The following is a 21,689-nucleotide window of genomic DNA, read 5'->3' as shown; positions in this document are numbered from 1 at the left end:
AAAAATTTATATTCTATTAATACATTTCAAGAGAATAATTTTTCCTAAAACTAAAAAAGTTAACTCACTTTTTATGAGTTAACTTCTACCTTTGACTGCATTTTTCTTTCCATTTTTCTAATTTTTTATTGTATATTTTTTTTATAAGTTCAACATCTACTTCATTTTCATAATTTTGACTTATTATTGAACTTGCAACTATAATAACATCTAAACATTCTTCAGTTATATCATGCTTTGACTTATCTTTATATCCACATCCACATGCATTTATACTGCTAAGTATAGCTTGTGCTACTTCTCCTGTTTCTTCTGTTAATTTTAAAGCTCTTTGTTCTATCGTTTTTTTATCTATTTCTGTTAGTTTTTGAATTTCTTCGAAATTAACTAATGTTTTGTTATTCATTTTTATACCTCTTTTCTTTAATTGCACACCATATTTAGTATAGCATAAGTCTTAGATATAAGAAGATATACACTTTTTACTCCACAAGCAAAGTTCAGCTTTAAATGTCGCTAACCCATGTATATCCTCTTATATCTTTTTCTCAAACTTTAATATATATTCGATAAAATTTTAATGTTAAATATTATTAACAAAATCAGTAAAGTACTTAGTTTTATTGGTTTAGTATTAAATTTGTGTTAATATATATATATGTAGTTAATTGAGAATTCAATTGACTACCTCGTGTTTTTACTTCCTACGATTTTCGTAAATTTAAAGGGGGTTGTAATCAGCAATGGATCGGTTGAGAAGAAGTTATAATATGGTTATGTTCTTATTATTAGGACTAATCTGTGGTATATCTGCTAATTTACTAGATAAACCTGTATTAACTCCTGTGCTTTATATAGGTTGTGCATTATGCGGACTTATATTTTCAGGGTTAGTATTCTCTCCAATGAAAAAAGGACTTGAAAGTTAAAACTTAAATAAAAAAGAGCTATTTTATATAGCTCTTTTTTTCATGTTATTTTACATTTTCTACATTATAATCAGTATCTAGCTTTGACTTATATCCATTTACTAGTGAGTCTAATGCTTGCTTTATTTCATATTCACTTGGTAATATTACATACCTTCTCGCATCTAATATAAATTTACTTTCTTTGTTAACTATATTCACACTAGAAATTTTCTTATTTACACTACCTTTCATATCTAAAAGTAATTTAGAAAATTCACCTTTGGTTATATTCTTTAAAATTATGTAAATTTCTTTTTCTGTTAATAAATTATCTCTTGAAACTCTTTCAACTTCTTCATTGAACATTTCCATAACTTCTTGATTAGTATTTTTTATGTATTTATCAAGTATTAATTTTGATAATCTAGCTGTTGCAAGTCCTCCTGCACCTATTCCTACTATGTTTAACAGTATGTATATATAAGAATTACTTAATAATTTCCCAAAGTTAGTAATAAGAGCCAATATGAAGAAGGCTAATGTACCTCCTAAAACTCCTAATATTAATTTCATATTGTTAATCTTTTGATAATTTTTTTCATCTTCTAAATAAAAATCATCTTCTATTGTGTGATTTCTATATTTATACAAATCTATATCAAATGAATTGTTCGTAGATTGTAGACTATTTGCAAATCTACAGTATTCACTTTTATCCACAGTATTATCTAATTTTATACTTTCAATAAATTTATCTCCATAAATTTTTATACTTCTCAAAATAGATTTGATAAGCGCTTCATTTTTTGAATCTCCATTCCATATAGATAGTGCATACTCTATACACCCTGACATACCTAGTATATGTTCTGTCTCCACACTTCCATCAATTTCAAAAAACTCAACTCCTCTTACTCTACCTTCGTTAGCTATAATTTTAGCTTGATTGTATGTAAAAGCTCCTCTTTTTAATATTTCTTTTGGCTCTAATGTTGCATGCGTCATACCTTCTTTTATTCTATCTTCAAAATCCGCTATAGCTTCTTCATATTTATCTAGAGGTATTTCAATACTCATAGGTGATCCATCTTCGTTTACAAATCTTAGCTCACCATAATTCAAACATGCATCAACACATCGTTCGCCACTGCTACTATATTTACTTTTTAGTATCTTTGTCATATATAATTTTCACCCTTTACAAATGAACTTTGTTATCTATGGTTGTTATTTATCTATTGTGTCTACTATAATAAGTCCTTTTTTATTTTTTATAAGCCCTGGCTTACACTCATAAACATTATATCCATTTACGCTAAGTAGTGCAACTCCATTAGCTTTATTGTCTAGTTTCAAAACATCTCCTACATTTAAATTAATAAGGTCTCTTACAGATATGTTTGTATTTCCTAATGTTGCAGTCATATCAGCCTTTACACTACAAATGTTTTGATATATAGCATTGGTAAATTCATATTGACCTTCTATATCTCTAGTTTTTAGAAGTTTTTTTGTTTCTAATTGTTCAAGTACTGGCTCCATGCAACAATAAGGATTGCAAAAATGCATCTTTCCAATTTTTTCGTTCCCGTTATACATAGTCATTTGTGCAATAAGTACAGACTCACTTACTGAAAACTTATTACTGGATTCAATATTGGTATAAATATTTGAAACTTCCCGTTTATTACATCCATCTACTATGTGTAATCTCTTTATGAAAGTTTCAGCAATATTCAAAATTAGATGCTTATCAATTTCAGTTAATTCTCTATTTTTATTTTTAAAGCTTCCATCTCCACCTAACATTAAATCTATAAGTGTAAGAGCTACTGTTTTATCCATTTGATATATAAGTCCCTTTACTAAGGGTAATATGTCATGTTCTATTATTATCGAGTCATATTCAATCGATTTCATAAATTCTTCAAAATTAGTTTGCCTTATTTTTTTAAGTTCAGAATTTATACTTTTCTGTTTTAAATCATATGCTATATTTAAATTCATGTACTTGCAAAAGTCTTCGGCTATAAGTGATAAAAATCTCATATTATCAGCAGAATATCTTTGAGGTTTTTTAAAATCATAATCTCTGATTGTAATTTCCATTTTATATGCCTCCGGTGCTATCTACTTTGAAGATTGTTTACCATTGACCACATATCGTCTCCTACCTGTATACCCTTGCTGTTATACTGAAATGACCTTTGAGCCATGATTAAATTTACCATTTCATCTTGCATATTTACATTTGACATTTCTACATATCCTTGTAATATGCTTTTATTTTGTACAGTTTCAACATTGGTTGGTTTTGCAGTAAACAAGTTATCTCCTACTGATACAAAATCAGCATCCCCTTTAGGTTGATATAAATTAATAACTCCAACTTTGTTATTATCTAGGTATATTTCCCCATTTTTATTTATACTTAAATCTCCATTTTTTAGATTAATATTTTTACCATTACCATTTAATGGTTGTATATCTAGTATATTACCCTTATCATCTACTAATTTACCAGTTGAGTCTAAATTAAATTCCCCATTTCTAGTGTATGCATAGCTTCCATCTGATTTCATCACTCTAAAAAAGCCATCTCCATCTATTGCTAAATTAGTATTTATTTTAGTTTCTTTAATTGCACCTTGTTCATAGTTTCTAGTTGCTTGAGATATTCTACTTCCAGTACCTGTTCTAACACTTGTAGAGTTAGTTGGGTATGAATTTTTATGTAATGATTCTTGATATAAATCTAAAAAATTAGCATCTAATTTTTTATATCCTACAGTCTGAACATTTGTTATATTATTTGAAATTAAATCTATATTAGATTGACTTGATAACATCCCAGACTTACTATTATGCATTATATTATACATATTTTATACCTACCTTACGCTTCCGATTTCATTAGCTATTTGTCTTAATGTTGAATCTATAGTTTGTATAACTTTTTGATTAGCTTCAAACTCTTTTACGGTTTCCATCATTTCTGTTACTGAGCTTATGTAATCTACGTTTGATCCTTCTACATAACCTTGCTTTATAGAATAATTATTTGAGTTTACAGGGTTATTTCCTGAATATAAGTTATCTCCAACTTTTTTAAGGTTTTTGTAATCATTAAAATCTACAATAGAAAACTTATACCTAGCTCCACCTTCCACAAGTATCTCATTTGAAGGTGTAGCTGTAATTTTACCATTGCCCACATATATAGGTTCATTAGCTCCACTTGCCTGATTCAATCCCATAACATTATGACCGCCATTAGTTACAAGATATCCTTGTGAATTAACCTTAAATGATCCATCTCTAGAATAAAACGTATTACCACCAGAGTCTCTTATCTGAAAAAATCCACTTCCATCTATTGCAAAATCGGAATTATTTTCAGTTGATAGAAAAGTCCCTTGTTTAAAATTTGTATTAACTTCATCTATTCTAGCTCCAAAACTTACTCCACCTAAAATTTGCTGATATGCTTTTCCATTTTTATAGTTATCATTATTGGATAAAGTCATTTCTTCAAAACTTTTAGATATTAACTTATCTTCTTTATATCCGTTTGTTTTTAAATTTGCTACATTATTTGTTATTATACTTTGTCTCGATTGTAAGTTTATCATCGAAGATACAGATGCATATAGTCCTCTTATCATATTTCCTCCTAATCCAGGTATTTTAGTTTTTTCATAATACCTCTTAAATTTGAAATAGCTTTTTTACTTAACTGTGAAACTCTAGACTCTGTAACGCCTAATATTTCTCCAATTTCTTTAAGTGTCAACTCTTCGTAATAATAAAGTGATAGTACAAGTCTATCTTTTTCTTTTAACAAATCTAAAGCCTTAGCAACTGTTTCTATTAACTCTTCTTTTTCTATTGATGCTTCTACATTTATAGACTCGTCTTTTATTATATCTATAAGTTTTAAATCATTTTCATTATCTAAAACCATATTATCAAGAGAACTTGTACTTAAATTTAAAGTGCTTTTTCTTATTTTATGAACTTCGTCATTCGATATTTCCATAAAGTCAGCTATTTCATTTACTGTAGGCTCTCTAAAATGTTTATGTTGTAAATTTTCTATACAATTTTTATATGACCTTACTTTACTTATACATCCTCTAGATACTGGTGATTGCTTTCTAATTTCATCGATTATATAAGATGTTATTCTTATAGAAGCATATGTTGAAAATTTAACACCTTTTCCTTCATCAAACTTATCACTTGCATCTAATAATCCCATAACCCCATAACTTACTAAGTCTTCGTATTCCATTCCTATTTTATTTGTATAGTACTTAGAAGCTATGCTTCTAACAATAGGCATATTTTGATTTATAAGATCTTCTTTACTAATCATAATGTCAACAACTCCAATCACTATATATTAATTACCCCTTGAGATTTTATTTGTACATCATTAGGTATTTCATTTAATGACAATATAGTTAAATTAGTAAACACCATTTCAACTAATTTTCTAAATGGTGCTCTTATCTTAGGAGAAACTAATACTATTGGTCTATTATTATTAAAATTCATAGACTCTATAGTCGACTGTATTCCTTTGAAAATCTTATTAGTGGTTTCTGGATCTATAGCTGGATATGTTCCATTTACAGATCTTTGTAAACTATTAGCTACTAAATTTTCAATTTCCATAGATAGTGTTGTAACCACTATCGAATTGTTTTCATCTATTAATTCAAGACATATACTTCTACTCATAGCCATTCTTACATATTCGGTAAGTAGCTCTAAATCTTTAGTATTTCTTGCATTATCTGCTAAAGTTTCTAGTATAGTGACTCTATCTTTTATAGATACCTTTTCTTTTAATAGATTTTGGAATACTTTTTGAACTTCTCCTAATGTCATTAAATCTGGTATTAATTCTTCTACAACTGCACTGTATTTTTCTCTTGTAGCATCTATTATCGCCTTTACTTCTTGACGTCCCATAAGTTCATGAGATTTAGATTTTATAGTCTCAAGTAAGTGAGTTACTAATATAGTTGTAGGGTCTACAACAGTAAATCCGTATAATTCTGCCTCTTCTGCTTTGTCTTTTTCTATCCATAAGGCATCTAACCCAAATGTAGGTTCTTTAGTTGATATACCATCTAAATCCACATCCATACCCATTGGGTTCATGCATAAAAGCATATTTGGCATAAGTTCATATGTGGTTACCGGTATACCTTTTATCTTTATAGTGTATTGATTTGGATTTAACTGAAGGTTATCTCTTATCCTTATTGGGTGAACTATTATTCCCATATCAATTGCACACTGTCTTCTAACAGATACAATCCTTTGTAATAAATCTCCACCGCTACTTTCATCAGCTAGAGGAATTATTCCATATCCAATTTCTATCTCTATAGGTTCTACATTTAAAAGAGATGAAACATCTTCTGCATTTTCTAGACTTTCCTCAGCTGTTGGTGCAGCTTCAACTTCATACAATGCTTCTTCTTCAGCTTCTTTTTCTTCTTTTTTAAGTGTGTATCCTATAAATATAGCTCCTGCACCTAGAGTGAAAAATGATAATTTAGGTAACCCAGGCAATAATCCTAGTAATACTAAAACTATACCTGCCATAATTACCGCTTTAGGAATTGATATTAACTGTTTTCCTAATTGAGTACTAAAGTTTTCATCGCCATTAACTTTAGTTACTAATATACCTGCAGAAGTTGAAATAATTAATGCAGGAACCTGACTTACTAGTCCATCTCCTATTGTAAGCCTTGTATAAGTTTGAATAGATTCCATAAAATCCATATTAAGCATTACAACCCCAATAACTATCCCCGCAAGTATATTTATTGTAGTTATGATTATACCTGCAATTGCATCACCTTTTACAAACTTAGATGCACCATCCATAGACCCATAAAACTCAGCTTCTTGTTGTAATTCTGTTCTTCTTTTTCGAGCTGTCTTTTCATCTATAGCTCCTGCATTTAAATCTGCATCTATACTCATCTGCTTACCTGGCATTGCATCTAATGTAAATCTTGCTGATACTTCAGATACTCTACTCGAACCATTTGTTATAACAACAAATTGTATTATTACAATTATTAAAAATATGATTATACCAACTACGTAATTTCCTCCAACAACAAAACTTCCAAAAGACTCTATAACATTTCCTGCATAACCTTGCCCTAATATAAGTCTTGTAGATGATATATTAAGACCTAGCCTAAATAAAGTTGTCACTAGAAGTATCGTTGGAAATATTGATAATTCTAATATACTAGTTGAAAATATCGTCATTAGTAATATAAGCACTGACAAACCTATATTTATAGCTAGCATTATATCTAATAAAAACGGTGGTAGTGGAATTATTATCATAAGTATAATTCCTATTATCCCAAATCCAACTAATATATCAGTTCTTTTTTTAAGTCCTAATTTTTCCATTTAAAACCTCTTTTTACATTTTTTTATATCTATTTTTTATTTTATAAACTGCAACCAATACCTCTGCTACTTCTTGATACATCTTTTCAGGTATCTCTTGTTCAATCTCTACTTCTTTATAAATAAGTCTTGCTAATGGCTTATTTTCTATAATAGGTATATCATGCTCTTTTGCTATTTCTCTTATTTTAAAGGCTATTAAATCTGCTCCTTTTGCTACAACTATTGGTGCAGAATCTGCTCCTTTTTCATACTTTATAGCTATAGATATATGAGTAGGATTTGTTACAATTACACTAGCTGATGGTACAGATTCCATCATTCTTCTTGATGCTATTTCTCTTTGTTTTTGCTTTATCTTTCCTTTTATTTCTGGATTACCTTCCATTTGCTTGTACTCTTCTTTTACCTCTTGTTTTGTCATTTTAAGATCTTTTTTATATACATACTTTTGGTATGCATAATCTAGAGTAGATACAACTACTAAAACTAAAAGTATGTTCTGTATTAAATCTCTAATTAACTCAACTATAGTTTTCATTAAATATGGTAGATAAATATCTCCAGTTTTCATTATTCCCATGAAGTTTTTCTCCATAAATGAATATCCTACTTTAAAAAGAACAGTTACAATTATTACACTTTTTATTAAATTTCCTAATGCTTTCTTAGAGAACATATTTTTAAATCCACTTATTGGATTTAATTTTGATAGCTTTGGCTTTAATGGATCTGTTGTCATTAAAAATCCACTTTGCATAAGGTTTCCTATTGATGAAAAAAGTATGATAATCATGCCAATGGGTATTATGATTTTCATAAACCCCATCAAAAGAATCATAAGTAAATCTTTTACCAATACTATTGAAAACTCATTTGTAAAGCCAGTATTTAAATATTGAACTATATAACTTTGTAGCTCCCCAATTATAAAATCAGACATAGCGTAAATTATCATAAGGACACCTAAAAGTGTTACCGTCGTTACAACTTCTTTACTTTTTGCTATATTACCACTTTTTCTAGCATCTTTTATTTTTTTACCAGAAGGCTCTTCTGTTTTATCATCAGTTGAAAGGAAAAAACCTAATGGTGCCATAGATGTTACGTGCATTTTGCTAGTGGCTTTAAAAGTTCCATCTAAAATATCAGTCATATTAATCAATAAATTATGTAATTCATTTAATAGAAATGGTAATGAAACTACAAAGAACATTATTCCAACAATTATCTTTAAAGGCATTCCTATTACCATTACATTTAATTGTGGTACACTTCTTGAAATTAATCCCATTATAAAGTCGGTTATTATAAGTGCTAATATTATCGGAACTGCTATCTTGAATCCGATTATAAAACACTGAATAAATATATTTACAACATATGTGTAGTTATCTTTTAATATATAACTTCCCACCTCTATAAGTTTAAAACTTTGACTTATACCTTTTATAAGCTCATGATGACCATTTATACTAAAAAATACCATTATTCCAATCCAATAAATTATATTCTCAATTAGTGTGTTACTCTCATGACTACTTGGATCGTAAATATTTATCATCGATAATCCAAGTTGTTGATCTATTAAGCTTCCAGCGATCTTTAAACTGTTTATACATATACTTGTTATATAACCTAAAACTAATCCTGTTATAGTTTCCATTACTCCAATATTGACTAGTTCATATACATTTTTAACCTCTACATGAACATTTATTGTAGAAGTAATTATTACCGACATAAATAGTGTGAAAGTAACTTTAAATACATTTGGCGTTCCACTCGGGAAAATGATACTTATGCATGAAAAAAATGCAATCAATCTAAAAAATACAAATATCAATTTTTAAAATTATCCTTTTATATTTGCAACCATATTCATAATTTTATTTGTAAATTGAATAAGCTCATTTAACATCCAAGCTCCACCGATTGCCAATGTAAGTGCTACAACTATTAACTTTGGTATAAAAGATAATGTTTGTTCTTGGATTTGAGTGGTTGCCTGGAATATACTTATTAGTAAACCTACCAATAAAGATAATATTAAAATAGGCCCTGCTATTAACATTCCTGTATATAAAGTTTCTTTTACTATGCTGACTACTACACTTTCACTCATTTTATTACGCTCCTCAATTATTGAAAACTTAGCAATAAAGATTTTATTAATAAATTCCATCCATCTACCATAATAAATAGTAACAATTTAAATGGCAGCGAAATCATAACAGGTGGCAGCATAAACATACCCATAGACATAAGTACACTTGATACTACTAAATCTATTAACAAGAATGGTAAATAAATTAAAAATCCTATTTGGAAAGCTGTTTTTAATTCACTAATAGAAAATGCTGGTATTAATACATACAAGGGTATATTTTCTCTAGTTAAATTTTTTTCATTTAAATCTGAGTTTTCAACAAATAGTTTTATATCTTCTTGTCTAGTCTGTTTTAATAAGAATTTTCTTATAGGTTTTTCTGCTTTTTCTACAGCTTCTTCAAACTTAATTTCATGGCTCATATAGGGTTTTAATGCTTGCTCATTTATTTGTTTCACGGTAGGAGCCATAATAAACATAGTCAAACATATTGCAAGTCCAACTAACACCTGATTAGGTATTGTTTGCTGAGCACCTAGTGCAGACTTTATAAAAGAAAATGTTATTATAATTCTTACAAAACTTGTCATCATAAAGACTATTGCACCTAAAAACATTAAACCGGTTAAAACTATAAACATTTTCATTAAAGGAGTATAATCGCTTAAATATGGTGTTATATCACTTAGTGTTTGCATCTTTCTTCTCCTTTAGCTTACCTATTAAATTTATAGGGCTTTGTATATCTTTTTTTAAGTTTAATTTTTTAAACTTTAATTTATCGCCTTTTAATACATTGTTCTTTTGTCTTTTATCTTCTATCTCTTTTACGTCTTCTGGAGTTAAGTCTTTTATTCTTTCTATATTATTATTTGAGACTAACAACACACATCCATCTTCTCCTGTTTTTAAAACAACTAAATATGTATCTTTATTAATCCCAACTTTTTCTAAAATTTTTGTATATTTATACATTCCAACATTTTGTAAGTTAATTCCATTCATTTTATAAGCAATAGCAATTACTCCAATCATCAGAATTATAAATGCACTTAAGTTTACTAAGTATCTCAATGTTTCATACATAATAAGTTATCTTACTCCTTCGTGTCTTGACTTTGTTGCTGTTCTTGATTTTCTTCTTTCTTAACTTTTTCTTTTTTATCTATTATCAAAATATCTACTCTTCTATTTGTCGATCTGTTTTCTGGAGTATCGTTAGCTACTAAAGGTCTAAACTCTGCATATCCTTTTACTGCAAACCTAGTTGGTGGAACCTCTTTAGTCTCAACAAAGTATCTTACAACACTTACAGCTCTAGCTGTTGAAAGTTCCCAGTTTGATACATATTCTGAGTTATGTATAGGAATATTGTCTGTGTGCCCTTCTACTAAAACATCATTATCCATGTCTTTAACTAGTTTAGTTATAGTGTCTAATGCTTTTATACTTGTTTCTTTTAAGTCTGCTCTACCAGAGTCATATAGTATATTCTCATCTAGTTGAAGTACTATACCTCTGTCCTCTTCTCTTACTTTTACCGAGTCTTGAAGATTATTATCTTGTACTGCTTTATTAACTTTTTTTGCAAGGTCCTCTTTTTCTAAATTTGGTTTATCTACTCCCACTTTTAAATCTTCTATATTTTCAAGCTTTTCTATAGATGTGCTACCACCTAAAGAACTTTGTAAAGCTTTTGATAATTTACTTAACTTTTGACTATCTACTGCCGATATTGAATATAGTAGGATAAAGAAAGTAAGAAGTAGAGTTATTGTATCAGCATATGTGTCCATCCAAGACCCAGTTTCTACATCATCGCCTTTTCCTCTTCTTCTAGCTCTACGCGACATTTACTGCTTCACCTTCTATCGTTCCTCTAGTGTAATAAGATTTCTTCTCTTTTGGAGTTAAGAAGTTTACTAATTTTTCTTCAATAACTCTAGTGCTATCCCCATTTTGAATACTCATAATTCCACAAATCATCATATCCATACGTTCACATTCTTTTTCACCTTTTATTTGAATATTAAATCCAATTGGATTTAATAATGCATTTGCCATTAATGCTCCATAAAATGTAGTTATAAGAGCTGCTGCCATACCACTTGCAATTGTAGATGGACTTCCCATGTCTGAAAGCATCTGAATTAATCCTATTAATGTACCAACCATACCAAATGCAGGTGCATAAGATCCCCAGATTTTAAATATTTTTGATCCTGTACTGTATTTGCTTTCTACTTCATCTATTTCTATTTCTAATATTTCTTTAATATCTTCCATATCAATTCCATCTATAGCTAACTCTAAGCCTTTTCTTAAAAAAGCATCTTCTATTTCAGATACCTCTTGCTCTACGGCTAAAGGTCCGTCTTTTCTAACTTTTCTAGCTAATTCCTTAAATTGATCTACTAGATCAACTTTATTTATATTGCCTGATCGTAATGTTTCTTTAGTTATTTTTAATCCCGTTTTTAAATCTTCCATGGAAAATGTTGTAAGTACAGCTGCAAAAGATCCTCCAACTGTAATTGCTAAGGATGGCACATTTATAAATGCGCCAATCCCTGTTTTTCCTATTGCTATACCATATGCAACAAATCCAATAGCTAAGACAAGACCTACGGGAGTTAACATATCATTTTTTTTCATATTGCCCTCCTACTATCTTTTTAAGTTTATTATTTCCTGTAAAAGTTCATCACTTGTCGTTATAACTTTACTTGCTGCTTGGAATGCTCTTGTTGTTACTATCATTTCTGTGAATTCCTCTGATAAATCAACATTTGACATTTCTATAGCCCCTTGATTTATCTGCCCATATTTTACTCCGTACATAGCATTTCCTGAGTTAGCAGTTTCTCCATAAAGGTTTCCACTTAAAGATTCTAAACCTTCTGGATTTTGGAATACTGCTATTTTTAATGTTTGAGCATTTTCAACCTTTGTTCCATCTGCTAGTAGATATGAAACTTTACCTTCTTTTGATATATTAAAAGATAATACTTTTTGCATTTCTCCATCTGGATTAGGTTGTTCTTTTGGTATTTCTATTGGTTTTCCATCTGTATTTAAAACTTTATATCCATCAGCTGTTACTAAGTTTCCATTGGCATCTAATGTAAAAGATCCATCTCTTGTGTAAGCTTCTTGATTAGGTCCTACACTTACAACAAAGAACCCATCCCCATCTATAGCTAAATCTGTTGGTCTTCCTGTTGGTTGTATATTTCCTTGTACCATATTTCTAAATATTCCACTTACCTTCGTTCCAATACCTATTTGACCTGGGTTAACCCCTCCTATTACATTAGGATCTCCAGCCGCTCCCCCAGGAACACTTGAATATATTACCGTTTGATTTAATGCATCTGAAAATCTTGTAGTTGATTTTTTAAAAGCTGTTGTTCCAACATTTGCAACATTATTACCAACAACGTCCATTTTAGTTTGATTTGCCTTCATTCCACTTATTCCTGAATACATTGACTTTAACATATCATTACTCTCCCTTTTTATTTGTATTTGACTCTGAAGAGTCTTTATTTTCACTTGCTTTTATAAGAGACCCATATTCTATGGATTTTAATTCTCCTGTTTCATCTAATCTTACTTCCATATAAACAATACCATCTTCAATCTTTACGCCTTCTACTACTCCTGTAATAGTTTTTTTGTCATCTGTTTTGTTATCGTCTTTAACTACATTATTATTTTCCTCAGTATCTTCTTCCTTTGGAGCATAAGCTTCTATTCTTTTTCCTATAAGCGCTGATGCTGTACTCATTGCTGAGTTTATGAAAATTCCTTGATTATACCCTACTAGGTATGACATCCCTTCATTTAAACTTTGCATCTGCTCTAGTGTACTAAATTGAGCAAGCTGCGTTATATATTGTGTAGGATCCTGTGGATTTAAAGGATCTTGATTGCTCATTTGTGCTACTAATAACTTTAGAAATAAATCTTTATTAGTTTCTTCTCCTGGCATAACTATTTGTGTTCCATTTTCTGTTTTATTAGTAGATTTAGTATTTGCTACAGTTTTAGTACTTGATTGTTGTGTATTTACTTTCATAAAATTATTCATATTTTAACCTCTAAGCTAATATATTAAGATTTGATTCATCTATTTTATCTTCATCTAAATCCTCTATGGAATTTAGTGCTATATCATTATTTTTACTACTTCTTTTTTGCTTTTTTTGTTCTTCTTTTCTGCTAAACTCTTGACTTAAATTATCAGAAAAGAAATTTTGATCATTTGATTTCATTTCAACAACTATGTCTTTAGCTTTTATTCCTAAATCGGCTAGATGTTTATTTATATCATTTAAATTTTTATTTAACATATTAAAAGTCTCTTCTTTTCCTACATGTATAAATACCTTTGTGGCTTCACTGTCTTTTAAAAGCTTTATTGTCATATCCCCTAATTCTTTAGGATTTATATTTACTTTAATTTCTTCTATATTGTTACTTTTCAAGTATTTAACCATTTTTATAAAATCATCACCAAGATTACTTGCACGTATAGTTACTGCTGGTAAATTTTTATTTGCAGCTGGTTCTTGAGTAAATGTTTTGTTGTTTATTATAGATAAATCACTTGCATTTTTATCTGCTATATTTTCTAGGATATTTAAGCTTTCATCTTTGCTTTTATCTTTTTGATTCACATCTACAATATTATTTTTATTAATATTTGCTGCTACACTTAATTCTTCATATGACTTTAAAGACTTTATCTCACTGTCTACTTTTTTAATTCCATCTTTCGGATTTTCATCCTGTTTATGTATATTTTCTGTTAGTTTATTATTTGATTCACCAGTTTTTTTCGACAAGTCATCTATGTTTAGGCCTTTAGGTAAAATAATTTCATCATCCATTGGTAAATCTAAACTACCAGTTTTAGTAAATTTATCTAAATCAAAATTTAAATCAATATAACTACTTATTTCATCATTACTTAATTTCATCATCTTATCGATATCTAGCGTTTTTAAGTTTAAATTTAATTCGTTATTTATGCTTAAAATGGTATCGTTTATTGACTTCAAAATTTCTTCTTTTTTTAAATCTTTATTATCCATATCTTTTAATTTACTTAAATTTGAAAAAAGATTTTGAATTAATGATGCTATTAAATTACAATCTTCATTTTTTTGATCTACATTTGTATTTTCAATGTCCATATCTAAAGAAGCTAGTAAATCTTCAAATCCACCTTTACTTGATAACTTAGTGCTTAAATTACTTTTTCCAAGTGCTAAGTTTACTAAGTCGAAGGAAAAATTCAAGTTAAAATTCATATCTCAATCATCCTTTATGATATATTCTTTTTATTTCTGATGTACGCATATAAAGCAAATTCATCATTTTCTATTTGTTCTTTTCTCGCTTCTTCTTTTCTTAACTTTATAAATTTATTTTCTTTTAATGTCTCTAAGGATTTTCTATTTATTTGTTTTTCAATAAATTTATCTTTAGCTTCTACTACTATTCTTTCTTTTTCTACTAATATTTGATTACTTTGCTCTATAGTTTGACTTATTGAGTGAAGATAGTTTAATCTTACTTTCTGACTTATAGTATCCTCTACATCTTCAAACTGAGCATATTTTTTATAACTACAATCTAATTTTTTTATGTTATCTTCTATTACTTTTTTATCATTTTGTGCCTTTGTATATTCTAATTTACTTTCTTCTTCTTCTTTTATTTTTATATCTAATAACTTTTGTAGCTTAAACTTATAGTTTGTCACTTAAACCTCTCCTCGTTATTTGAATATGTTCTTTAGTTCAACTATACTCTCTTCAAATTTAGTTTTTTCATTTACACCTTGCTTTAAAAAAGAATTAACTTTATCTATGTATTCAATTGCTAAATCTATATTTTTATTAGAGCCATGTTCGTATGCACCTATATTAATTAAATCTTCAGCCTCTTTATATGTAGCTAATATATCTCTTGCTAAAGATGCACATTCTTGATGTTGATCCTCGCAAATTTCTTTCATAAGTCTACTTACACTATTTAAAATGTCTATAGCTGGGTAATGATTTTTATGTGCAAGCTCTCTAGATAGAACAATGTGCCCATCTAAAATACCTCTTACTGTATCTGCGATTGGTTCATTAAAGTCATCTCCATCAACTAAAACTGTATAAAAAGCAGTTATCGACCCTTTATCAGACATCCCACTTCTTTCCATAAGTTTTGGAAGTAGTGCAAATACTGAGGGTGTGTATCCTTTTTGTGCAGGCGGCTCTCCTATAGCTAACCCCACTTCTCTTTGAGCCATTGCAAACCTTGTTACTGAATCCATCATTAAAATAACTTTTTTACCTTGATCTCTAAAATATTCAGCTATAGCTGTTGCGGTTAATGCCCCCTTTAATCTAAGTAAAGGTGATTTATCTGAAGTTGCACAAACTACTACAGATTTTTTCATACCTTCTTCACCTAAATCTCTCTCTATGAAATCTAGTACTTCTCTACCTCTTTCTCCTATAAGCGCAATAACATTTACATCAGCTCTAGCTGTCTTTGCTATCATTCCTAAAGTTGTACTTTTCCCAACACCACTTCCTGCAAATATTCCTATCCTCTGCCCCTCTCCACAAGTCAAAAAACCATCAATTGCTCTTATTCCTGTAGGCATTATATTTTTTATTCTTGGCCTTTTCATCGGATCTGGGGGTTCATTTGAAAGACTGTACCTTTCTCCTCCTAAAACCTCTTCATCATCTATTGGGTTTCCAATTCCATCAAGAACTTTTCCCAATAAATCATTACTACATTTGACACTAAGTGGTATTCCTCTAGCAACAACTCTACACCCAGGCGCTACTCCTGCAAGTTCTCCTAGTGGCATTAGAATTACATTTTTATCTTTAAAACCAACAACTTCACAGTTTATAGGCTCATCCGCATAATTGTAAACTGTGCAAAGCTCTCCTACAAAAGCCTTTATACCTTCTACTTCAACAGTAAGTCCTATTATCTTCGTTACCTTACCTTCTGATATAACCTCTTTCACTTCTAAAACTTTATTTTTCAATCTTTCAAAGTCTATATCTATCATAAAAGTTCCTCTTTCACTTTTTCTAAAACACAGTCAACTCCTACTATCAATCTACCTTTATTGGTTTCAATTATTGCGTTTCCTGGTTCTATAAAGTCATCTGCTAGTATAAAGGATTCTCCTTTTATTAATTGTTGGCTTTTTAACTCATTTAATTGTTCATTAATTTTTTCTATATGGATTGCATTAGTTCTTATTACAAAATTTTCTTTAATTTCATATTCTTTTATAGTAGCTTCAAGTATATTATTCATAGAGTCTATATCTTTAAATCTTTCTTTAAGAACTTTTTCTGCTATAGATATACTCAAGCTAATAATGTCTTTTTTACTATCTTTTAAAAAGTCTGTAAATTGCTCATTGGATTGTAATAAAATATTACTTGCTTTATTTATAATCTCTTCTGATTCTCGTTTTGCTTTTTCAATATTATCTTCATATGATTCCTTGTATCCATCTTCATATCCATTTCTTAATCCTATGTTATGGCCTTCTTCATATGCTCTTTTTTTTATTTCTTCACATTCATTTTGTGCTTCTTGAACAATTCTTTCACTTTCTACTTGTGCATTTGATATCATATTTTCACAAGTATCCTTTGCTTGATGCAGTTGTTCTTCTATTTCTTCTTTGACTTTTAATTCTTCATTTTCATCAACTATTTCTTCATTATTAATTTCTTTTGGTTTAGAAGTAGTTTTTAAAGGCTTAACACCTTTAAAAACTATTCCATTAGATTTTAAAATACTGTTACTTTTAAATAAACTCATCGTCTGAACCTCTAGATAATGTTATTTCGCCAGCATCTTCAAGTCGTCTAACAACATTTACAATAGCTTGTTGAGCTTCTTCCACTTGAGATATCTTTACCTTGCCAAGTAAATCAATTTCTTCTCGTAATGCTTGTGATGCTCTTTGAGATTGATTTTTAAATATTGCAGTTGAGACATCCGCTGATGCTCCTTTAAGCGCAAATGCAAGGTCTTTAACATTAACTTCTTTAAGAATTCTTTGAATAGCCATATTATCAAGTCTAACGATATCGTCAAAGATAAACATGTTAGATTTAATTTCTTCAGCCAATTCTTCATTTTTCTGCTCGATAAATTTGATAATATTTTTCTCTGTTTTTCTATCAACATTTGTTAATATATCTACTAAGCTATTAACACCACCAGCACTTTCCATCTCTAACTTTCCTAAACTATTTAATTTTTCTTCTATAGCTTTGTCTATAGATTTTATTACAGCTGGTGATATGTTTGCTGTAGTTCCTATCTTAAGTGCAATTTCAAGCTTAAGTTCATCAGGTAATTCAGATAATACTACTGCTGCTTTATCAGGTTGAATATGAGCTAATATTATGGCTATAGCCTGAGGACTTTCACCTTGTATACATGCTAGTATTTGTTCAGGCTCAGCCTTTCTAGCTGATATAAATAATTTTGTATATGCATCATATTTTATACCTTCTAATAATTTAGTAGCTCTTTGACTTCCTAATGCTCCATTAAGTAAAGATTTTGCACAGTCAATTCCACCTTCTATTACAAACTCTTTTCCTTTATTTAACTCTATAAATTCTTGTAAAACCTCTCTTCTTTCTCTTGGCTTTACCGTATTTATATTAGCTATTTCAACCCCTATTTTTTGAATTTTTCTATCTGAAAGATTTTTTATTACACTTGAAGCTATCTCCGGACCTAATGTCATTAAAAGTATAGCTGCCTTTCTAGATCCTGTGACTCTTCTAAACTTAGGAATATCGCCTAAGTCATATGCATTACCTTTTACACCTTCTGTCTGCAAATAATCTCACCCTTTACTCATTTAACCAACTATTTACTAGGTCTGTAACTTGATCTGGATTATCAGCTGCAAATTGTTTAACTTCATCTTCTAAGCTAATATTTTCCTCATCTTCTTCTTCGTTACTATTTAATCTATTTTGTTCTAATTCTTCTAGTTTTTTGTTGATTAGTTCTATTTCATCTTCTTCATCTACATAATCTAGCTCACTAGATGCTTTCTTTTTCTTTATAATCATATAAATTATTGTACCTATTATTAAAAGTAAAATAATTACACTCAGTACACCTGCTATAATTAACACCCTTCCTAACGATTTGTCCTTACTTATAGCACTCTTTATAACTCCAAATGTAGAAGTATCTTCGTCTTTTGAGCCAAATCCCATAGAAACTACTTTAACACTATCTCCTCTTTTAGGTTGCATACCAACTGCATTTGCTACCATTCCTTCAACATTTCTTAGTTCTGCACTAGTAAGTGTTCCATTTATAGCAACTGAAGCAGTTATCCTATTTATGCCACCTTTAGCTTTTATTACTTTTGTCTCAGTTTTTCCAGTTTTATACTCTACTTCTTGATGAGTATCTTCATCTGTTCCTTTTCCACTTTCGTTAATATTGCTCATATTATTGTCTACAGCTCCACCTGAGTTTTCTCTTTCACTCGACTTGCTGCTTGATTTTGATTCCTTTGTAATTACTTTATTTGGATCTATTATAAGTTCAGTTTTTTCACTTGAATCAAAGTCCAAATCTGTATTAACACTAGCTCTTATATTTCCTTCACCAAATATAGGTTCTAATAAACCTAGTATAGATCTTTCTAAGTCTTTACTTAAATCTTTTTCAGCTTTAATAGATTCATCAACTTCACTTAAGCTATTTGTATGTACATTTCCTTTTTCGTCTATTAACCCATCTGATAATAACTTCATGTTCTGATCTATTACTTCAACATTTTGTTTTGGTACGTTTTGTGTACTCGCTGAAACAAGTGACATTATAGATATTACTTGATCTTGTTTTAATGTTTGACCAGGTGTTACATCTAGATAAACTGCAGCTTTACCAGGTACTGTTTCATTAGCAAATACAGATTCTTCTCCTTGTGTTATATGAACTCTAGCACTTTCTACTTGTGGAAAAACTTTTATAGTTTTTTCAATTTCACCTTGAATCATTCTTTGTTTTTTAATTTGGAATTCTTCATCAGTCATCCCAAATGATGATCCCCCATCCATTAACTCAAATCCCTTAGATCCATTAGAAATGTTACTTGACAATTCCATTCTAAGTTTATCTACGTCTCCTTTGGGTACTAAAATACTATCACCTTTTATTTTAGTTTCTACCTTTTTTGACTCTAACTCTTTGGTTACCGCCGTAGCATCATTAGAATCTAACCCTGAAAAAAGTACTGCATACTTATTTGACTTTGCATAATTAATTCCAAATATTCCTGCTAAAATCAATGTTACAACTGCAGTTGCAATTATTATTTTCTTTTTTTTAGGAAGCTCAATAAATTGGTCTTTTTTTACTATCACAAAATCTTTTGTTTTTTGCGGAAATTCCTTTATATTCATTTAAAATTCTCCTTGCTATGAAGTTATAATTGGACTCTATTTAGCTCTTGATAAGCTTCATATATCTTATTTCTAACCTCAATCATCAACTGCATTGACAATTGCGCTTCTTGAGCTGACAACATTACATCATGCATAGAGACATTTTCTCCTTTTATAAGGTCTTGAATTTTTTGATTTGATTGTACTTGCTTATCATTAACTTTATCTAATGCTTCTTTTATTACATCTCCAAAGTTATTTTCTTTTTCAACTTTTCCTGTATTACTAGCTCCCGTAAGTAAATTATTATTTGTTGCTATATTGTTTATTGCATTTATAGTACTTATTCCACTCATAAACTACTCCTTTTACCTACCTATTTCTAAAGCTTTTGAAATCATACTTTTTTGTGCATTTAATGTATCTATATTTGATTCGTAAGATCTAGATGCTGTCATTAAATCAGTCATTTCAACTAAAATATCTACATTTGGATACTCCACATAACCTTGATCATCTGCATCTGGGTTATTTGGTTCGTATAATTTTCGAAGTGGAGACTTATCCTCCTCTATAGCTACTGATTTCACACCTAGCATACCTAACTTTTTATCATAATTTTCTTCAAATACAGGCACTTTTCGTCTATAAGCTCCGCCCTCTGATGTCCTAGTTGTTTTCATATTAGCTATATTTGATGATACAACATCCATTCTTAATCGCTCTGCCGAAAGTGCACTTGCACTTATTCTCATTCCTGAAAAAATGCTCATTTACTTACCTCCCTGTTATTACACTTCTACTCATCCCTAGTTTTATATTTGTCAAAGTTATAAGTGCGTTATATTCAAGAGTTGTAGCTGCCTGGTTAACTTTTTCATTTTCTAAATCAATATTATTCCCATCTTCTCTTACTTTTGATGAATTATCCGTTTTTATCTCAGGTTTAGTATTTTTATCCATAGAATCTTTTAGTGTATTTTCAAACTCTACATATTTTCTCTTGTAATTTGGAGTATTAATATTTGCAATGTTATTAGCAATAACTCTACTTCTTAATTCTGTTGCATCTAATCCTGATTTTATTAAATTGTAAACTTCCATTTTCCCCTCCAATGCTTAAAATGTTTTTTAGAATTAAAAAAAACTACTCTGAAAGAGTAGTTCATCACTTTTATAGAATATTATTACTAATTTTTTATTTGAAAATTAAAACAAAACGAGAAAAGAAAATTAGACATAATCATACCTTTATTGTTAATTTTTACATAAATAGCCTTTATAACATAAAGTATATACAAATTTATGTATTTTAAAAATATACACACTTCACCAATATGTATTAATATGATTTTATAGATTTTCTTAAAATTTTTTAGTATCTCTTTGCTTAATTTTACAATTTTAATATTAGCAATGATAACAAAAAGTTTTATTAACTCTTCGGTAACTGGCGAGCATAGCTTTTCAAAGCCTTAGCCCCTATAGTTTTGCGTAGCTAGATTTCCCTAGTTTTGCCCTTAAATATCATTTTTCGACTTACACTTACATTTTATACCAAAATATTACTTATTTCAAGCTTTTACTTTTATTTTGGATAATTCTAAAATTTGATTTTTTTATAACATAATAATTCATCATTCTACATTAATTTGCAAAAGCTTCTCATTTAGTTTAATAATCGGCATTTTAACTTAAACCTTTATACTTGTTTTTGAAATTTATAAATCTTTTTTA

The 21,689-nt window shown here is 29.2% G+C and carries 25 protein-coding genes and 1 riboswitch; of the genes, 1 reads left to right on the top strand and 24 read right to left on the bottom strand.

What is annotated here, in order from left to right; translation table 11 throughout:
• Positions 1-85: 85 nt before the first annotated feature.
• Entirely contained in the window at positions 86-406 is a 321-nt protein-coding gene (locus VN21_RS02100) for a MazG-like family protein (RefSeq protein WP_046821814.1), read from the bottom strand.
• A 337-nt stretch (positions 407-743) separates the two neighbouring features.
• Between VN21_RS02100 and VN21_RS18340 the strand changes: the two genes are divergently transcribed.
• The gene (locus tag VN21_RS18340; protein WP_152650748.1) at positions 744-929 is read left to right on the top strand and encodes a hypothetical protein; all 186 of its coding nucleotides are present in this window, start codon (positions 744-746) and stop codon (positions 927-929) included.
• A gap of 45 nt (positions 930-974) precedes the next feature.
• On the opposite strand, the gene VN21_RS02095 is transcribed toward VN21_RS18340, so the two are convergent.
• Genes VN21_RS02095 through flgB form a run of 23 tightly spaced genes read right to left on the bottom strand, consistent with a single transcriptional unit; the run spans position 975 to position 21,056 of the window.
• Complete coding sequence (locus VN21_RS02095; protein ID WP_046821813.1) at positions 975-2,093, bottom strand: hypothetical protein; 1,119 nt, start codon at positions 2,091-2,093, stop codon at positions 975-977.
• Between the two features lie 45 nt (positions 2,094-2,138).
• Positions 2,139-3,020 carry a flagellar motor switch protein FliM gene (locus VN21_RS02090; protein ID WP_046821812.1) on the bottom strand — a complete coding sequence of 294 codons (882 nt, stop codon included), beginning with the start codon at positions 3,018-3,020 and terminating at the stop codon, positions 2,139-2,141.
• Positions 3,021-3,037: 17 nt separating this feature from the next.
• The gene (locus VN21_RS02085) at positions 3,038-3,793 is read right to left on the bottom strand and encodes a flagellar hook-basal body complex protein (RefSeq protein WP_046821811.1); all 756 of its coding nucleotides are present in this window, start codon (positions 3,791-3,793) and stop codon (positions 3,038-3,040) included.
• Between the two features lie 9 nt (positions 3,794-3,802).
• Positions 3,803-4,576 (bottom strand): flagellar hook-basal body complex protein, encoded by a 774-nt coding sequence (locus VN21_RS02080; protein WP_046821810.1) that lies wholly within the window; start codon positions 4,574-4,576, stop codon positions 3,803-3,805.
• Between the two features lie 8 nt (positions 4,577-4,584).
• Complete coding sequence (locus VN21_RS02075; RefSeq protein WP_046821820.1) at positions 4,585-5,289, bottom strand: sigma-70 family RNA polymerase sigma factor; 705 nt, start codon at positions 5,287-5,289, stop codon at positions 4,585-4,587.
• A 20-nt stretch (positions 5,290-5,309) separates the two neighbouring features.
• Positions 5,310-7,367, bottom strand: coding sequence for a flagellar biosynthesis protein FlhA (gene flhA / locus VN21_RS02070; RefSeq protein ID WP_046821809.1), 2,058 nt, complete (start codon positions 7,365-7,367; stop codon positions 5,310-5,312).
• A gap of 13 nt (positions 7,368-7,380) precedes the next feature.
• Positions 7,381-9,213 carry a fused FliR family export protein/FlhB family type III secretion system protein gene (locus VN21_RS02065; RefSeq protein WP_046821808.1) on the bottom strand — a complete coding sequence of 611 codons (1,833 nt, stop codon included), beginning with the start codon at positions 9,211-9,213 and terminating at the stop codon, positions 7,381-7,383.
• Between the two features lie 9 nt (positions 9,214-9,222).
• On the bottom strand, positions 9,223-9,492 hold the full coding sequence (gene fliQ, locus VN21_RS02060) for a flagellar biosynthesis protein FliQ (RefSeq protein ID WP_046821819.1): 270 nt from the start codon (positions 9,490-9,492) through the stop codon (positions 9,223-9,225).
• Positions 9,493-9,509: 17 nt separating this feature from the next.
• Positions 9,510-10,175: a flagellar type III secretion system pore protein FliP gene (fliP, locus tag VN21_RS02055; protein ID WP_046821807.1), complete on the bottom strand. Its 666-nt coding sequence runs from the start codon at positions 10,173-10,175 to the stop codon at positions 9,510-9,512.
• Positions 10,159-10,563, bottom strand: coding sequence for a hypothetical protein (locus tag VN21_RS02050; RefSeq protein WP_046821806.1), 405 nt, complete (start codon positions 10,561-10,563; stop codon positions 10,159-10,161). The genes fliP and VN21_RS02050 overlap by 17 nt, the downstream gene beginning before the upstream one ends.
• An 11-nt stretch (positions 10,564-10,574) precedes the next feature.
• Positions 10,575-11,330 (bottom strand): OmpA/MotB family protein, encoded by a 756-nt coding sequence (locus tag VN21_RS02045; protein ID WP_046821805.1) that lies wholly within the window; start codon positions 11,328-11,330, stop codon positions 10,575-10,577.
• The gene (locus VN21_RS02040; RefSeq protein WP_046821804.1) at positions 11,320-12,132 is read right to left on the bottom strand and encodes a motility protein A; all 813 of its coding nucleotides are present in this window, start codon (positions 12,130-12,132) and stop codon (positions 11,320-11,322) included. The genes VN21_RS02045 and VN21_RS02040 overlap by 11 nt, the downstream gene beginning before the upstream one ends.
• A 12-nt stretch (positions 12,133-12,144) precedes the next feature.
• Complete coding sequence (gene flgF, locus VN21_RS02035; RefSeq protein WP_046821803.1) at positions 12,145-12,978, bottom strand: flagellar basal-body rod protein FlgF; 834 nt, start codon at positions 12,976-12,978, stop codon at positions 12,145-12,147.
• 4 nt (positions 12,979-12,982) lie between these two features.
• Positions 12,983-13,570 carry a flagellar hook assembly protein FlgD gene (locus VN21_RS17765; RefSeq protein ID WP_052951953.1) on the bottom strand — a complete coding sequence of 196 codons (588 nt, stop codon included), beginning with the start codon at positions 13,568-13,570 and terminating at the stop codon, positions 12,983-12,985.
• 10 nt (positions 13,571-13,580) lie between these two features.
• The gene (locus VN21_RS02025) at positions 13,581-14,795 is read right to left on the bottom strand and encodes a flagellar hook-length control protein FliK (RefSeq protein WP_046821802.1); all 1,215 of its coding nucleotides are present in this window, start codon (positions 14,793-14,795) and stop codon (positions 13,581-13,583) included.
• A gap of 14 nt (positions 14,796-14,809) precedes the next feature.
• The gene (fliJ, locus tag VN21_RS02020) at positions 14,810-15,250 is read right to left on the bottom strand and encodes a flagellar export protein FliJ (RefSeq protein ID WP_046821801.1); all 441 of its coding nucleotides are present in this window, start codon (positions 15,248-15,250) and stop codon (positions 14,810-14,812) included.
• 15 nt (positions 15,251-15,265) lie between these two features.
• Entirely contained in the window at positions 15,266-16,573 is a 1,308-nt protein-coding gene (gene fliI / locus VN21_RS02015; RefSeq protein ID WP_046821800.1) for a flagellar protein export ATPase FliI, read from the bottom strand.
• Complete coding sequence (locus VN21_RS02010; RefSeq protein WP_046821799.1) at positions 16,570-17,343, bottom strand: FliH/SctL family protein; 774 nt, start codon at positions 17,341-17,343, stop codon at positions 16,570-16,572. Before VN21_RS02010 ends, fliI begins: the two co-directional genes overlap by 4 nt.
• Positions 17,330-18,382, bottom strand: coding sequence for a flagellar motor switch protein FliG (fliG, locus tag VN21_RS02005; protein ID WP_263330059.1), 1,053 nt, complete (start codon positions 18,380-18,382; stop codon positions 17,330-17,332). Before fliG ends, VN21_RS02010 begins: the two co-directional genes overlap by 14 nt.
• Positions 18,383-18,395: 13 nt before the next feature.
• Positions 18,396-19,970 (bottom strand): flagellar basal-body MS-ring/collar protein FliF, encoded by a 1,575-nt coding sequence (gene fliF / locus VN21_RS02000; RefSeq protein WP_052951952.1) that lies wholly within the window; start codon positions 19,968-19,970, stop codon positions 18,396-18,398.
• Positions 19,971-19,993: 23 nt separating this feature from the next.
• Positions 19,994-20,308, bottom strand: a complete 315-nt coding sequence (gene fliE, locus VN21_RS01995) for a flagellar hook-basal body complex protein FliE (RefSeq protein ID WP_021429568.1) — start codon at positions 20,306-20,308, stop codon at positions 19,994-19,996.
• Positions 20,309-20,320: 12 nt separating this feature from the next.
• The gene (gene flgC, locus VN21_RS01990; RefSeq protein ID WP_046821798.1) at positions 20,321-20,725 is read right to left on the bottom strand and encodes a flagellar basal body rod protein FlgC; all 405 of its coding nucleotides are present in this window, start codon (positions 20,723-20,725) and stop codon (positions 20,321-20,323) included.
• Positions 20,726-20,729: 4 nt separating this feature from the next.
• The gene (gene flgB, locus VN21_RS01985; protein ID WP_046821797.1) at positions 20,730-21,056 is read right to left on the bottom strand and encodes a flagellar basal body rod protein FlgB; all 327 of its coding nucleotides are present in this window, start codon (positions 21,054-21,056) and stop codon (positions 20,730-20,732) included.
• 338 nt (positions 21,057-21,394) lie between these two features.
• Positions 21,395-21,481: riboswitch (cyclic di-GMP riboswitch) on the bottom strand.
• Between the last annotated feature and the right edge of the window lie 208 nt (positions 21,482-21,689).

The organism is Paraclostridium benzoelyticum (assembly GCF_001006285.1).
In the GTDB taxonomy this organism is placed as follows: domain Bacteria; phylum Bacillota; class Clostridia; order Peptostreptococcales; family Peptostreptococcaceae; genus Paraclostridium; species Paraclostridium benzoelyticum.
This window is presented reverse-complemented; position numbering and strand designations above follow the sequence as displayed.

Excerpts from the sequence above, each read along its gene's own strand:
- VN21_RS02100 (WP_046821814.1), bottom strand. The coding sequence starts at position 406 with ATGAATAACAAAACATTAGTTAATTTCGAAGAAATTCAAAAACTAACA.
- VN21_RS18340 (WP_152650748.1), top strand. The coding sequence starts at position 744 with ATGGATCGGTTGAGAAGAAGTTATAATATGGTTATGTTCTTATTATTA.
- VN21_RS02095 (WP_046821813.1), bottom strand. The coding sequence starts at position 2,093 with ATGACAAAGATACTAAAAAGTAAATATAGTAGCAGTGGCGAACGATGT.
- VN21_RS02090 (WP_046821812.1), bottom strand. The coding sequence starts at position 3,020 with ATGGAAATTACAATCAGAGATTATGATTTTAAAAAACCTCAAAGATAT.
- VN21_RS02085 (WP_046821811.1), bottom strand. The coding sequence starts at position 3,793 with ATGTATAATATAATGCATAATAGTAAGTCTGGGATGTTATCAAGTCAA.
- VN21_RS02080 (WP_046821810.1), bottom strand. The coding sequence starts at position 4,576 with ATGATAAGAGGACTATATGCATCTGTATCTTCGATGATAAACTTACAA.
- VN21_RS02075 (WP_046821820.1), bottom strand. The coding sequence starts at position 5,289 with ATGATTAGTAAAGAAGATCTTATAAATCAAAATATGCCTATTGTTAGA.
- flhA (WP_046821809.1), bottom strand. The coding sequence starts at position 7,367 with ATGGAAAAATTAGGACTTAAAAAAAGAACTGATATATTAGTTGGATTT.
- fliQ (WP_046821819.1), bottom strand. The coding sequence starts at position 9,492 with ATGAGTGAAAGTGTAGTAGTCAGCATAGTAAAAGAAACTTTATATACA.
- fliP (WP_046821807.1), bottom strand. The coding sequence starts at position 10,175 with ATGCAAACACTAAGTGATATAACACCATATTTAAGCGATTATACTCCT.
- VN21_RS02050 (WP_046821806.1), bottom strand. The coding sequence starts at position 10,563 with ATGTATGAAACATTGAGATACTTAGTAAACTTAAGTGCATTTATAATT.
- VN21_RS02045 (WP_046821805.1), bottom strand. The coding sequence starts at position 11,330 with ATGTCGCGTAGAGCTAGAAGAAGAGGAAAAGGCGATGATGTAGAAACT.
- VN21_RS02040 (WP_046821804.1), bottom strand. The coding sequence starts at position 12,132 with ATGAAAAAAAATGATATGTTAACTCCCGTAGGTCTTGTCTTAGCTATT.
- flgF (WP_046821803.1), bottom strand. The coding sequence starts at position 12,978 with ATGTTAAAGTCAATGTATTCAGGAATAAGTGGAATGAAGGCAAATCAA.
- VN21_RS17765 (WP_052951953.1), bottom strand. The coding sequence starts at position 13,570 with ATGAATAATTTTATGAAAGTAAATACACAACAATCAAGTACTAAAACT.
- VN21_RS02025 (WP_046821802.1), bottom strand. The coding sequence starts at position 14,795 with ATGAATTTTAACTTGAATTTTTCCTTCGACTTAGTAAACTTAGCACTT.
- fliI (WP_046821800.1), bottom strand. The coding sequence starts at position 16,573 with ATGATAGATATAGACTTTGAAAGATTGAAAAATAAAGTTTTAGAAGTG.
- VN21_RS02010 (WP_046821799.1), bottom strand. The coding sequence starts at position 17,343 with ATGAGTTTATTTAAAAGTAACAGTATTTTAAAATCTAATGGAATAGTT.
- fliF (WP_052951952.1), bottom strand. The coding sequence starts at position 19,970 with ATGAATATAAAGGAATTTCCGCAAAAAACAAAAGATTTTGTGATAGTA.
- fliE (WP_021429568.1), bottom strand. The coding sequence starts at position 20,308 with ATGAGTGGAATAAGTACTATAAATGCAATAAACAATATAGCAACAAAT.
- flgC (WP_046821798.1), bottom strand. The coding sequence starts at position 20,725 with ATGAGCATTTTTTCAGGAATGAGAATAAGTGCAAGTGCACTTTCGGCA.
- flgB (WP_046821797.1), bottom strand. The coding sequence starts at position 21,056 with ATGGAAGTTTACAATTTAATAAAATCAGGATTAGATGCAACAGAATTA.